The following is a 13,679-nucleotide window of genomic DNA, read 5'->3' as shown; positions in this document are numbered from 1 at the left end:
TATGGCGGCGCGCCGCGAATTCGGGGGCATCGAGGTCGGTCTGACCAACCTCGACAAGGTGCTGTACCCGGCGACGGGCACCACCAAGGGCGAGGTGATCGACTACTACACCGCCATCGCACCGGCTCTGCTGCCGCATATCGCCGACCGTCCGGTGACGCGGAAGCGCTGGCCCAACGGGGTGAGCGAACCCTCGTTCTTCGAGAAGAATCTGGCCTCGCACGCGCCGAAATGGATCGAGCGCCGGCCGCTGGATCATTCCGATCGCCGGGTGAACTATCCGGTCATCGATTCGGTGGCGGGCCTGGCCTGGCTCGGGCAGCAGGCGTCACTGGAAATCCATGTGCCGCAATGGCGTTTCGCCGACGGATCCCGCGGTCCGGCCACCCGCATCGTCTTCGATCTCGACCCCGGACCGGGAGTGCAACTGGCCGATTGCGCCACGGTCGCGTTGTGGATTCGCGATACCGTGCGCGACGCCGGTCTCGACGCCTATCCGGTGACCAGCGGCAGCAAGGGAATTCACATCTATGTACCGCTGGACCGGGAACTGAGTCCAGGGGGTGCCTCGACCGTCGCGAAACAGCTGGCGACCGGACTGGAGAAGCTGCATCCCACACTGGTCACGGCGACGATGGCGAAGGCCGTGCGGCCGGGCAAGATCTTTCTGGACTGGAGCCAGAACAACCCCGCGAAGACCACCATCGCGCCGTATTCGCTGCGCGGGCGCGAGCAGCCGACCGTGGCGGCGCCGCGTAGCTGGGACGAGATCGCCGATCGAAAGCGCCTGCGCCAGTTGCGCTTCGACGAGGTGCTCGAACGCTGGCGTTCCGACGGGGATCTGCTCGCGGGTCTCGATCCGCCACTGGGGAGTGCCGGTGTGGCGGATCCGCTGCAGACCTACCGGTCCATGCGTGATCCCGCCCGCACTCCGGAACCGGTTCCGCCCGGCCCGCCCGACCCCGGTGCGGGGGATCGCTTCGTGGTGCAGGAACATCACGCGCGGCGACTGCACTGGGATGTGCGACTCGAACGCGACGGTGTGCTGGTGTCGTGGGCGGTGCCGAAGGGGCCACCGACCTCGCCGTCGCAGAACCGGCTGGCCGTGCACACCGAGGATCATCCCCTGGAATACCTGCAGTTCCACGGCACCATCCCGCGGGGTGAATACGGTGCCGGGCAGATGACGATCTGGGACACCGGCACCTACGACACCGAGAAGTGGCGTGCTGACGAGGTGATCGTCCAGTTCCACGGTGAGCGCCTCAACGGCCGCTACGCCTTCATCCGCACCGACGGCAAGCAGTGGTTGATGCACCTGATGAAATCCCAGGTCGCCGAGCCGGAAGACGATGAGGGGCAGGGCGGTTCGAACGACGGGCAGCGCGGCGGGCCGCCGGACCGTGCCGCCGAGTTCCCGCGCGGACTGTCGCCGATGCTGGCGACCTCCGGTGAGGTGGCGAAACTCGGCGCCCGGGACTGGGTCTTCGAGACCAAATGGGACGGGTTCCGGGTCATCACGGAAATCGACGACGGCCACGTGGTGATCCGCAGCCGGGCGGGCAATACCGTCACCGACCGCTATCCGCGAATCGCCGAGCTGGGACGGCAACTGCGGGGGCATCGGATCGTGCTCGACGGGGAGGCGGTGGTCTTCGACGCCGAGGGCGCGTCGAATCTGGCCCTCCTGCAGGCAGATCCGGCACATGCGGAACTGGTCGCCTTCGACGTGCTGTATCTGGACGGCACCTCCCTGCTGCGCAAGCGCTACGCGGATCGCCGGCAGGTATTGGAGGCGCTGGCGGAGGGCGTGCCGTCGCTGCTCGTCCCGCCGCGCCTGGAGGGGTCGGGTGCGGACGCCCTGGAATACAGCCGCGAGCATCGGCTCGAGGGAGTCGTCGCCAAACGCAAGGATTCGGTCTATCTGCCCGGCAAGCGCGGCCAGTCGTGGATCAAGACCCGCAACTGGCGCACCCAGGAGGTGATCATCGGTGGCTGGCGGCGCAGCGCCGCAAGAGAATTCGCCTCCCTGCTGGTCGGCGTCCGCCACGAGGGCGAGCTGTATTACATCGGCCGGGTGGGCACCGGCTTCAGCGACCGCGAGATGTCGGGGCTGACCGCGCGCCTGCGCCCCCTACGCCGCAAGACCAGTCCCTTCGCCAACGAGCTGACCGCCGACGAACGTAAGGACGCCGTCTGGGCGACGCCGAAAATCACCGGCACGGTGCGATATATGAACTGGACCGAATCCGGGCGGCTGTGGCATCCGGCGTGGGTGCCGGACGAGAAGTAGGTTCTGTCACAACCGGTTTCGCGATCACGCACCAGGCGGTCCGGTTGCGCGCGGCGACCCGTTTTCACCGCGCGTCTCGACGGCCTGGCGCCACGAGATGTCGGCGCCAGACCCTCCGCGACGTCCGGTTGGCCGAGTCAGTTCGTGGTGGCGGTGTACCACTTCGTGGTGCCCGCCGGAGCGCTCAGCGTGCTGATGAGATCGATCGCGGCGACGATCAGCGTGGGTCCGCCGACCACCAACGAGCCGATGATCGCGCCCGCGGTGGCACCGGTGATGAATCCCGGAATCGCTCCCACACCGCCTGCCGCAGCGCCGACGACCAGGCCGATCACTCCGCCGATGGCAGTACCGATGAAGCTGCCGATCGCGGTGCCGAGCCCGAATTGCGTTGCGAACGCGTTCATCGCGCTCTGATTCTCCAGCGGCGACGCCACCGGCGTCACCGGCGCGGGCCGCGCCGCCGCGGCGTCCTTCACCACGGTCAGATCCAGGACCCGGGCGTCGTCGCGCACCTGGTGGGGCATCGGATACTCCACGCCGTCCTGCCGGAAGGACAGCGGAAGTGTGACGAGCGCGCGGCCGTCGGCGTCGGTGACGTCGACGGTGCGCCCGTCGGCGTCGACGCGGAAAAAGCCGCCGTCGAGGGTGGTTTCGACGGTATTGCCCGTCAGATGGGTTTCGTAGCGCACCGTGGGTGCGCCGGTATCGGCATGGACGGTACCTGCCCCGAGGGCGACGGCCACTACTGCCGGAAGGGCAAGAGCGGCGAACTTGCGCAGAAACATTCCGGTTCCAATCTCCATCAGGAAGACACTCGGCAGCCGAAAACGACGCGCGCTGAGAACCCAATACCCCCGACGTATCTCAACCCCTGCGCGTGGAGCCGCGGTCCGGCTAACTCATGGAAGTAACCGTACCTTCACTCGGTCGCAAAGTGTGGCGAATTCGATCGCCTGACTTGGTATTTCGCTAGGGAAAACCGTTTGCCCATTTCGACACGAGATAGCTGAAGCTTTGCTACGGCGAGTTCACAGAAACACGCCGATCGCCGCCGCGCCTCCGCATACCACCACCGACAGAACGAGAGCGAGGTAATCGGCCCGGCGGGGACCCGCCGGATGGGCGGTCAATTCGCCCGTCCCGCCGCGGGCCGTGATGGCCTCACCCAATTCCCCGGCGCGGCGGGTGGCGACGGCCATGGCCGCGGTGAGAATGTCCACGAGCGGATTCGCGGCTCCGCGCGCCATGGACCCGTCCTTGGGGCGGAGCCGGCGCGCGGCGCGCAACACCCGGATCTCGTCCATCAGCAGCGGCAGCCCGCGCAGGGTCAACGCCACGACGACCGCCCATTCGTCCACCGGAATCCGCAGAAACCGCAGCGGCGCCCCGAGTTTGGCCAGGGCGGGCGCGATCTCGCTCATCGGGGTCGTCCAGGCGATCAGGAACGAGGTGGTCAGCAGGACCAGCCCGAACAGCGTGACCTGGACATACCGCAGGACGGCGGCGCCACCGGTGGGAATGGTGATCAGTCCGCCGAGCACGATCAGTGCCCAGAACCACCACGGCAGCCGCGGCAGCGTGCCCAGCGGCAGCCTGGCTACCAGGCCGATCACGACCAGGAAGGCGACCACCACGCCGAGGACCGGCCACGCGGGCTGCAACATCAGCAGCACACTGATGAAGAACGCGACGATCATCTTGGTTCCGGCCCAGAGCCGGTGGATCGGGCTGTCGACCGGAACTTCGCGCAGCAGCACCATACTCATCGCGCACCTCCGAGGGCGTCGCCGTGCCGGCCCCGGCTGTGGCGCTGGGTGCCCCGAGCTCGATCGGGGTCGGGCCGGCCGCCGTCCGTCGCACCGTTCGTTCCCGGCTGAACGGGTTCGGATCGCGGGCCCGCGATCCCCGCTTCCCCGCGCCCGTCGCCGTCGGCCGGCGGGCCGAAGACGGGTTCGGCCGGTCCCGGGGCCGCCACCGCCGGGGCGCCGGCGGCATCGGCCGGGCTGTCGGCGGCGGCCGCGACGGCCGGCAGGCTTTCCAGGATGAGACCGGATTGCAGGTGGACCGTCCGGTCGCAGACACTCTCCATATCGGCCACATCGTGCGAGATGACGATCAGCGTCAGCCCCGAATCCCGCAGCCGGGCGAGCAGTTCCACCACCTCCGCGCGGCCCTGCGGATCGAGTCCGGCCAGCGGTTCGTCGAGCACCACGACCTGCGGGCGGCTGGCGACGATCGCGGCGAGGACCACCCGCTTGGCCTGACCACCCGACAATTCCTCGATCGAGCGCGAGGCCATCGCCCGGTCCAGCCCCACCGCGTCGAGAGCGCGGCCCACCGCCCCGGAACCGGTGCCGTGCCCGCCCCAGTCCTCGATCTCGGCGCCGACGGTCTGACGCTGCAGTTGCAGCCGGGAATGCTGGAAGGCCAGCTCGACCGCGCCGATGCGCTTGTGCACCGGACGCGACCCGGTGTAGTCGCACAGCCGGCAACTGCCGGTGGTCGGCACGACGAGGCCGGCCATGATCCAGGCCAGGGTGGATTTTCCCGATCCGTTGCCGCCGACCACGAGCAGCGTCTCGCCGCGGTGGACGGTCAGATTCACCCCGCGCAGTGCGGTCGCCGCCCACGGCGTGCCGCGATTGTAGGTGTGGCGCACGTCCCGCAGTTCCAGCAGCGGTTCGCCGATCGGGCGGCGCCGCAGCGTGCGCGCCGGACGCGGCCACGCCGGCAGATGGTCGACCTGGCGGCCACCGGAGAGATGGATGACCCGGTCGGCCGCCGCCGCGTCGGCCTCGTGGTGGGTGACCAGGACGACGGCCATCCGGTGCCGGGCGGGCAATCCGGCGAGCAGCGCGACCAGTTCGCGCCGGCCGTCCGGATCGATCATCGAGGTGGCCTCGTCGGCCACGAGCAGCGCGGGATCGCGAGCCAGGGCGGCCGCCACCGCCAGCCGCTGTTGCTGGCCGCCGGACAGGGTCGCGGTCTCCGCGCCACCGAGCCCGCTCAGCCCGACCTCGCACAGCAGCGCCTCGACGTCGACCGCCCGCGCGGCCTCGGCGGGCAGACCCCACACCACGTCGTCGGCAACCAGCACGCCGAGTGTCTGACTCTCGGGCCGCTGCAACACCAGCGCGGTGCCGCCGATCACGCCGAGCCCCGCCGAACCGGGACGCTCGACCGTGCCGCCGGTGGGCGGAAGTCCGGCCAGCAGCCGGGTCAGCGTCGACTTGCCGGAGCCGTTGTGACCGACGACGGCGACGAATTCGCCGACCTCGACGGACAGGTCGATATCGGTCAGCGCATCGGCACGCGCTCCCGGATAGCGGAAGGACACGCCGCGCAACCGCACCGGAACCGGTGCGACCGCGCGCGTATCGGCCGGCGCGTCCAGCCGATCCCGCCCCGGCAGCCACTCCAGCCGATCCAGGACCGATCCGAGGACGAACCAGGAGAACACCGCGGTGAACACCACGCCGAGCAAGACGCCGCCGCCGATGTAGAGCCACCACCAGGCCAGCACACTGTCGGTCACCGAGACGACACCGTTGCCGAGCGATTCCAGCTGTGGCTGCCGGGAGAGCATGTGATCGATGCCCGCGGCGATATTGCGCACGTTGTCGAAGACCAGCCGGCGCGAGGCGGCGAACAGGTAGAGCATGCCGACCGAGAAGGCCGCCCAGATCAATCCGGCCAGCGACGACAGGCACAGGACGGTGATCAGTCCGCGTCGCCGCCGTTTGACGGTGCCGATGATCCCGCCGATGGTCGCCGCGCTGACCACGGTGGCCGCCGGAACCAGGCCGGCCGCGACGAAACTCACCAGGGTCGAGGCCACGGTCGCGCCGAGGATGGCGCGCAGCCGGTAGCGCTGCGCCAGCAGACCCATGGGCACCGCGGCGACCAGATTGAGGGCCGCCGCGTAGGGCACCACCGAGCCGATGGTCACCAGCCCGACGGTCACCCCACCGAGGACCGCCGCGGTGGCGAGTTCGACGGGGCGCAGCGGGCCGTGAGCGATTCGCGGCTCGGCGCCGGCGGAGGGAGGCGCGGTCACGGCTCAAGTCTGCCAGCACCGGCGGACTGCGGGACGGCCCTCGCCGGGGCGCCGGCCGCACGCGGACCACGTCTGCTGGTCATGACGTATGGACCGGTTCCGGTGCGCGCAGCACGTAGTCGTCGGGATTCAGCGACCGGGTGCGCATGCGGTACGCGGTGACGGTGCCGGGCCAGTTGTTGGTGATCCGCCCGGCGGCATTGCGGTACCAGCTCGAGCACGCGGTCCACGGCGTGCGCAGCAACCGGCGCTGGGTGTGCGCGTCGAAGGCGGCCGCGGTCTCGGGCTTCACCTCGAGACAGGAGCCCGGATGGTCGCTCAGATAGGCCACGGCCTGCCGGATGTAGCGGGCCTGACATTCGATCATGTAGATGATCGAGCCGACGCCGAGATTGGTGTTGGGCCCGTACATCAGGAACAGATTCGGAAATCCCGGCACCGTCATCCCGAGATAGGCCCGGGCCCCCTCGGCCCACACCTTCTCCAGTTCCGCGCCGTCGCGCCCGGATATCCGGATCGGCCAGAGGAATTCGCTGCCCTTGAAGCCGGTGCCGTAGACGATCACATCGGCCGGGTGCACCGTCCCGTCCGCGGTGCGCACGCCCTCGGGCACCACCTCGGCGATCGGCTCGGTCACGACGTCCACATTCGGCCGCACCAGCGCCGGGTAGTACTCGTTGGAGAACAGCACCCGTTTGCACAGCACCGGATAGTCGGGGGTCAGCTTCGCGCGCAAGTGCGGATCGGGCACGTCGTGGCGAAGCGCGCGGGTGCCCAGCCAGGTCGCGATGCGCCGGATCGGCGGAAAGGCGGCCAAGCCCAGGGCGAAGAACTCCAGGAAGCACCACACCCACAGGCGTTGGGCCAGCCGCAGCCCGGGGACGTGTTCGAACAGCGCGTGATGGATCGGCCGGTACTCGCGATCGGTGCGCCGCACCACCCAGGCGGCGGTTCGCTGGAAGAGCGTCAGCTGCGCCACCTCGGGGGCGATGGCGGGCACGAATTGAATTGCGCTGGCGCCGGTTCCGATCACCGCGACCCGCTTTCCGGCGAGGTCGACATCGTGATCCCACTGCGCGGAATGGAACGACGGCCCGGTGAACGTCTCGATGCCCGCGATATCGGGCAACCGCGGGCGCGACAGCTGTCCGACCGCGCTGATCAGCACGTCGGCGGACCGGATGTCGCCGTCGGCGGTGCGGACCGTCCAGCGCCCGGCGTGCTCGTCGAAGCTCGCCTCGGTGACGTCGGCATCGAATCGGATCCGCTCGAGCAGCCGATGTTTCATCGCCACCGCATGCAGGTAGCCGAGGATTTCGGTCTGACCGGAGTAGCGATGCGGCCAATCCGGTTTCGGTTCGTAGGAGAACGAGTACAGCGGTGAGGGCACGTCGCAGGCCGCGCCCGGATAGGTGTTCTCCCGCCACACCCCGCCCAGGTCGCTCGCCCGTTCCAGAATGGTGATGTCGTCGAAACCGTTGCGCTGCAGCTCGATTGCCGCACCGAGTCCCCCGAACCCGGCTCCGACGATGATGATCGACGGCTTGGTAGCGGGCATGCGCGCGCTCCTCGAATCGAGAACAGTATCTCCACTGTAGGCGCGTGCCGCCGCCTCCGAACCCCGTTCCGGAAACCCTGCTCAGCGCGGTTGTACGCGGATTCGCCCGCCCATCGGCACGGTGCGGACGATCGAGGTCAGCCGCCGGTCGGCGACGGCGTGCAGCACCACGGACGGATCGGGCGCGTAGTCGATCGGAACGTCGCCGGGCTCCTCGACCTCCCACGCCCCGCCGATCGCCGAGGCCACGCTGGGCGCCACCACCAGCGGCCGCCCGCCGAACAGCGTCGTGCCCATGGCGTGCATATGTCCGGTGAGCACGCCGAGGATCCGCGCATCACCGGCGACGGTGCGCTCCAGCCGTTGCGGATCGGCGAGCCGGATGGGATCGACCACCGTCGAGTACATCGGCACCGGCGGGTGGTGCATCGCCACCAGCACGGAGGAGTCCGCGGGCGTGGCGGCCAGCAGCCGGTCCAGCCACGCGTAGGTTCGCTCGCCCAGTTCGCCGCCGCCCGAACCGGGAATCGTGGAATCGAGCAGTGCCACGGTGAGCCCGCCGATATCGACGGCCTGATTGATCGGTCCGTCCTCGGCGGGGCCGTCGAGCAGCGTCTGCCGCAGATTCGCGCGGTCGTCGTGGTTGCCGGGCAGGACGTACAGCGGGATGTCGGTGGTCAGCGATTTGCGCGCCTGTTCGTACTGGGCGAGGGTGCCGGATTCGGTGAGGTCGCCGGTCACGAGGATGGCGTCGGGCCGGCGCGGTAATCGGTCGAGGTAGCCGAGGACGGCGGCGACTCGGTCGGCGTTGCGCGGATCCAGGTCGAAGTGAGTATCGCTGAGCTGTGCCAACAGAATCATGGCGTCCGCTTTCTCGTGGGATCGCACCGTTGCGCCCGTCGCCGGGAACGACCTGTGCGAGCCCGTGTGGAATCGGCCCCCGGGTGTGATCGCTTCGGCCGCATGCGTGCCGATACGGCACTTGTCCAGAGTAGAAGGTCCTCAGCGTGCCGTCTGCGTGACGGAGGCCACCTTTTATAGCGAACCGCTATTCTACGGCGATCTGCGCGAGCAGGGCGGCCGGATCGTCGATGATCGGCCGCGACCCCGTCGAGAAGAAGTCCGCACCCGGTGTGGCGGTCAACGCGAGTTCGGCATCCGCCCGCCACGGCGCCTCCACTCGCAACGACAGCGAGTGCAGATGAGTGCGCGCGTACTCACCCGACTTGTCGAACAGCGGATCGCCCGCGATCGGATAGCCGATCCAGGCCAGGTGGACCCGGATCTGGTGACGCCGACCGGTGATCGGCCGGGCCAGCAGGACCGTGTGCCGATCGGTCCGGGCCACCGTGGTGAACTCGGTCCGGGACGGATAGTTCTTACCGGCCAGCAGATCGCTCTCGTCGACCGTCCATACCTGCCCCTCCCGCCGGATGGTGTCGCGCGGTGCCGCGATCCGCACCCGGTTCTTGCGCCCGACACTCAACGGCAGGTCGATGACACCGGTATCGGGCAGATCGGTGGCAGCGGTGACGACCAGATACCGCTTGTCGGCCGTGCGCTTGGTGAACTGCCTGGTCAGTCCGCCGTGTGCGGCCAGATCCTTCGCGAACAGCACCAGGCCCGAGGTGACCTTGTCGATGCGGTGCACCGGGTAGAGGGTGATCCCCTCGGCCGCGGCCAGCTCGACCAGATCGGTGTCGTGGCGCTCCCCGGTCACGGCGATCCCGGCGGGCTTGTTCAGCGCGATGATCGCCTCGTCCTCGTCGACGAGGCACTGCTGCGCCAGCTGCTGCCAGCCCATCTCCACCGGGTGCGTCTCCACCGGGCCAGATTAGTCGGCGGTTCGATGGCCGAATATCGCCAGGAGGGGTCGGCGCCGCCCGGCCCGGTGTGCTAGAGCCAGGCGTCGTCGAGGTCGGTCGTGGTGCGATCCATCGCGTCGAGCAGATCGAAAAGCGGTGCGGTACGGGGCAATTCCCAGTGGAAGAAGTACCGTGCCGCGACCCGCTTACCGCGGTGGAAGTCCTCGGATCCGCGCGCGGCGGCCACCGCCTGCTCCAGCCAGATCCAGGCCAGCACCACATGCCCGAACGCCTCCAGGTAGGCGGACGAATTCGCCAGTGCCGCTTCCGGATCGGCGTCGCGCCACACCGTGGCGGTGGTGGTCGCGATGCGTCCGGCCGCCGCGGCCAGCGCATCGGCGAAATCGCCGAGTTCGCCGTCGCCGGTCGCGCGCGCCCGGTCGACCGTTTCGCCCATGGTGTCGAGCAGCAGGGTCAGTGCCGCACCGCCGTCCGCGACCACGGCCCGGCCGAGCAGGTCCAGGCTCTGAATGCCGTGTGTCCCTTCGTGAATCGGATTGAGGCGGTTGTCGCGGTAATGCTGTTCGACGTCGTAGTCGCGGGTGTACCCTGCGCCGCCGTGCACTTGGATGGCGAGGTCGTTGGCGGCCAGGCACCACTGGCTCGGCCAGCTCTTGGCGATCGGCGTCAGTACCCGCAGTAACAGGGCGACGCGCTGCGCCTCGTCGGCGTCCACGGCGCTGCGCTGGCGGTCGATCAGCGTGCCGCAGTACAACTGCAGGCCGAGCGCGCCCTCGGCATAGGCCTTCTGCGCCAGCAACATCCGGCGAACGTCCGGGTGCTGCGCGATCGGGACCTGCGGGCTCGCCCCGCCCTTCACCGTCACCGGGCGGCCCTGCGGCCGGTTGCGGGCGTAGTCGAGGGCCTTGAGGAAGCCGGTGTAGCCCAACGCGGTAGCCGCCAGGCCGACGCCGAGGCGCGCCTCGTTCATCATGTGGAACATGTAGGTCAGTCCGCGATTCGGCTCACCCACCAGATAGCCGACCGCGCCCGGTGCGCCGCCGGGCGTGAACGCCCCGTCGCCGAAGACCGGCGCCGTGTTCACCGTGCCGCGCCAGCCCATCTTGTGGTTGATCCCGGCCAGCACCACATCGTTGCGCTCACCGAGCGAACCGTCCTCGGCGGGAAGGTATTTCGGCACGATGAACAGCGAGATGCCGCGGGTTCCGGCATCCGATCCGGGTATGCGCGCCAGGACCAGATGCACGATGTTCTCCGACAGGTCGTGGTCACCGCCGGAGATCCACATCTTGCGCCCGAACAGCCGGTAGGTGCCGTCGTCCTGCGGAACGGCCTTGGTGGTGATGTCGGCCAGCGAGGAACCCGCCTGGGGTTCCGACAGTGCCATCGTGCCGAAGTAGCGCCCGGTCAGCATCGGCCGCACGAAGCGGTCGAGCTGCTGCGAATCCGCGTGCGAGGCGAGCAGGTTGGCGTTGCCGATGGTCAGCAGCGCGTAGCTGGCGGTCGCCACATTGGCGGCGTAGAACCACGCCATGCAGGCGGTGAAGACCGTATGCGGCAATTGCATACCGCCCACTCGCTCGTCCATCGCGGCACCGACGAATCCGGCCTCCGCGAAGGCCGACAGCGCCGTCGCCACCTCCGGAATGATGTGCACCTTCTCGCCGTCGAAGGTCGGCTCGTGCAGATCGCCCCGGCGGTTGTGCGGGGCGAAGTACTTCTCGGCCAGCTCCCGGCTCAGCGCGAGCACCTGATCGAAGGTCTCGCGGCTGTGTTCCCGGTAGCGCTCGCGCTCGGTCAGCCCGGTCACGTCGAGCCACTCGTAGAGCAGGAAATCGAGGTCGCGAGCGGACATGATGAGCGAATCCATATCCCCAGACTGCTGGGCGACGCCCGCGCGCGCAAGGTGCGCGGGCGTGCCGTCGCCGGGACGGCTCCGGCGTGGCATGGCCGGGGCTCCGCGGGTGGCGCCGGGGAAGCGGGGTCAGCCGGCCCGGGCGACGAGCGGGGCGATGAAGCGCTCCAGCATGTCGCGCTCCTCGGCCTCGTCCCGGCCGGGCACTGTGAGCAGAGAGACGATTATCCGGGTCAGCCAGCGGGCCAACTGCGACCGATCATCATGTGCCGAGGGCGTTTCCGGGGCGAACAGCGAGCGGGCGAGGGCCTCGATCACCTCGGAGGTCTGGGCGATCTGCAGGGTCGCTCCGGCGTCGCCGGGCCGGAACCACGCGATCAGCAGCGGGTCCGAACGTACCGCGCGGAGGCTGGCCAGCACTGCGGCGACGGCGCGTTCGCCGGGGTCGGCGATCATCCCGATCTCGGCGGTGACGCGGGCGCCCACCCGCCGCGCCTCGCGATGCACATACGCCAGCTGCACCGCCTGCCGGCTGTCGAAGTAGCGGTACAGCGTCGCCCGCGAGCAGCCGGCGGCCTTGGCGATATCGCCCATCTGGGTCGCGTTCACGCCGCGTTCGGAGAACAAACTCGCCGCGGCGTCCAGGATCCGCTCGGCGGCCTGCAGGGAGCGCGGATGCGCCAGCCAGTCGCTCATGCTGTGCCTTTCGTCGGCATGAGCGGGCGCTGCGTGGTTACGCTTCGCTCCCGCCTCCGCGCCTGATCGCTCATGCCGGCACGAAGGGGACGTTGACCGGCCAGCGCACGTAATTGCCCTCGGTGTATCGGACGCCGTCCGGATCGACGCTGAAGTCCGGGCAGCGGGCCAGCAGTTCCCGCAGCGCGATGGTGGCCTGCATGCGGGCGGCGGCCGCGCCGAGGCAGTGGTGGTTGCCGTTGCCGAAGGTGAGAATGTTCTTCGGATTCCGCGTCACGTCGAGTTCACTTGCGTCCGAACCATATTCGCGCTCGTCCCGATTGGCCGACGCGTACAGCATCAGCACCCGCCGGCCCGCCGGGATGGTGACGCCCTCGATCTCGACATCGCGGGTGGTGGTGCGGGCCAGACCCTGCACCGGCGAGGTCATGCGGAGAAATTCGTCGACCGCGCCCGGTATCAGGCCGGGATCGTCGAGCAGACGGCGGCGCTGCTCGGGGTAGCTGGTCAGCAATTGCACCGCGCCACCCAGATTTCCGGTGGTGGTGTCGTTGCCGCCGGTGATCATCGTGAACGCGAAGCCGATGATCTGCAGGATTTCGCCGAAGTCGCCGTCGGCGCCCAGTCCGGAGGCCACCAGATGGGAGACGGTGTCGTCCGCCGGTTCGAGTTTGCGCTTCTCGATCATCGCGATGAAGTACTGGCTCAGCTCACCGACCGCCTCCTGGGCATGCTCGATGCCGCCGGTCGCCGAGGCTGCCACGATCGCCTCGCTCCACCGATCGAACTGCGCCCGGTCCTCTTCCGGCACACCGAGATAGTGCGCCACCACCATGGTGGGCAGCGGTTTGAACAACTCCACCGAGATGTCACCGCCACCGGCCGCGCGCAGCTTCTCCACCCGCTCGATCACGAACGCCTCGACCGCGGGCCGGATCTCCTGGACCTGCCGCGGCGTGAACCCCTTGGCCACGCGGCGCCGGAAGACGGTGTGGTCGGGCGGATCGGTGAAGACGAACGGCCGGTTCTCGCCGAGCCCGATCTCGCTGAGGTTGTTGTAGTCGACCGTCAGACCCTGGGCCGAGGAGAACGTCTCCGGATCGCGCACCGCCGCGTAGATATCGGCGTAGCGCGAGAGCACGTAGTAGTCCTCGTGCGGGCGGTTCTCGGGAACGACGTGGTGCACCGGATCGGATTCGCGCAGGGCGGCGTACATCGGCCACGGGTCGCGCCAGGAGTCGCCGGAACGCAAGGTGAAGCGTGCCTCGTGAGACATCGTCTTGCTCATGTTTCGACGGTAAGACAAAACGCCACGCATGTCTAGAACGTGTTTCATCGAGTGGCGGTCCGTCCCTCGCTCACCGAAGCCGATACCGGGCGACCCGCAGGTG

The 13,679-nt window shown here is 69.0% G+C and carries 10 protein-coding genes; 1 reads left to right on the top strand and 9 read right to left on the bottom strand.

Annotated features, from left to right (window positions below; all coding sequences use genetic code 11):
* The first annotated feature begins 1 nt into the window (after nucleotide 1).
* Nucleotides 2-2,293: an ATP-dependent DNA ligase gene (locus NA3_RS02185; protein WP_062961895.1), complete on the top strand. Its 2,292-nt coding sequence runs from the start codon at nucleotides 2-4 to the stop codon at nucleotides 2,291-2,293.
* Between the two features lie 137 nt (nucleotides 2,294-2,430).
* Here NA3_RS02185 and NA3_RS02180 read toward each other — a convergent pair whose 3' ends face one another.
* The 9 genes from NA3_RS02180 to NA3_RS02140 all read right to left on the bottom strand — a co-directional run bounded on the left by NA3_RS02180 (nucleotide 2,431) and on the right by NA3_RS02140 (nucleotide 13,576).
* Nucleotides 2,431-3,099 (bottom strand): DUF8020 domain-containing protein, encoded by a 669-nt coding sequence (locus NA3_RS02180; RefSeq protein ID WP_227995386.1) that lies wholly within the window; start codon nucleotides 3,097-3,099, stop codon nucleotides 2,431-2,433.
* 225 nt (nucleotides 3,100-3,324) lie between these two features.
* A complete protein-coding gene (locus NA3_RS02175; protein WP_062961894.1) occupies nucleotides 3,325-4,062 on the bottom strand; it encodes an energy-coupling factor transporter transmembrane component T family protein in 738 nt (245 codons plus the stop codon).
* Nucleotides 4,059-6,353 carry an ABC transporter ATP-binding protein gene (locus NA3_RS02170; protein WP_084490882.1) on the bottom strand — a complete coding sequence of 765 codons (2,295 nt, stop codon included), beginning with the start codon at nucleotides 6,351-6,353 and terminating at the stop codon, nucleotides 4,059-4,061. Before NA3_RS02170 ends, NA3_RS02175 begins: the two co-directional genes overlap by 4 nt.
* A 79-nt stretch (nucleotides 6,354-6,432) precedes the next feature.
* The gene (locus NA3_RS02165; protein ID WP_062961893.1) at nucleotides 6,433-7,911 is read right to left on the bottom strand and encodes a flavin-containing monooxygenase; all 1,479 of its coding nucleotides are present in this window, start codon (nucleotides 7,909-7,911) and stop codon (nucleotides 6,433-6,435) included.
* A gap of 81 nt (nucleotides 7,912-7,992) precedes the next feature.
* Nucleotides 7,993-8,772, bottom strand: coding sequence for a metallophosphoesterase (locus tag NA3_RS02160; protein WP_062961892.1), 780 nt, complete (start codon nucleotides 8,770-8,772; stop codon nucleotides 7,993-7,995).
* Between the two features lie 187 nt (nucleotides 8,773-8,959).
* Nucleotides 8,960-9,736, bottom strand: coding sequence for an RluA family pseudouridine synthase (locus tag NA3_RS02155; RefSeq protein ID WP_227995385.1), 777 nt, complete (start codon nucleotides 9,734-9,736; stop codon nucleotides 8,960-8,962).
* A 71-nt stretch (nucleotides 9,737-9,807) separates the two neighbouring features.
* Nucleotides 9,808-11,607 carry an acyl-CoA dehydrogenase gene (locus NA3_RS02150; RefSeq protein ID WP_062961891.1) on the bottom strand — a complete coding sequence of 600 codons (1,800 nt, stop codon included), beginning with the start codon at nucleotides 11,605-11,607 and terminating at the stop codon, nucleotides 9,808-9,810.
* Between the two features lie 114 nt (nucleotides 11,608-11,721).
* Nucleotides 11,722-12,288, bottom strand: a complete 567-nt coding sequence (locus NA3_RS02145) for a TetR/AcrR family transcriptional regulator (protein ID WP_062961890.1) — start codon at nucleotides 12,286-12,288, stop codon at nucleotides 11,722-11,724.
* A 70-nt stretch (nucleotides 12,289-12,358) separates the two neighbouring features.
* Nucleotides 12,359-13,576 carry a cytochrome P450 gene (locus NA3_RS02140; RefSeq protein ID WP_062961889.1) on the bottom strand — a complete coding sequence of 406 codons (1,218 nt, stop codon included), beginning with the start codon at nucleotides 13,574-13,576 and terminating at the stop codon, nucleotides 12,359-12,361.
* Nucleotides 13,577-13,679 lie beyond the last annotated feature (103 nt).

Origin of the sequence: Nocardia africana NBRC 100379 (assembly GCF_001612635.1) — a bacterium.
In the GTDB taxonomy this organism is placed as follows: domain Bacteria; phylum Actinomycetota; class Actinomycetes; order Mycobacteriales; family Mycobacteriaceae; genus Nocardia; species Nocardia africana.
The sequence above is the reverse complement of the archived record's forward strand: the minus strand, read 5'-3'. Positions and strand labels throughout refer to the sequence as shown.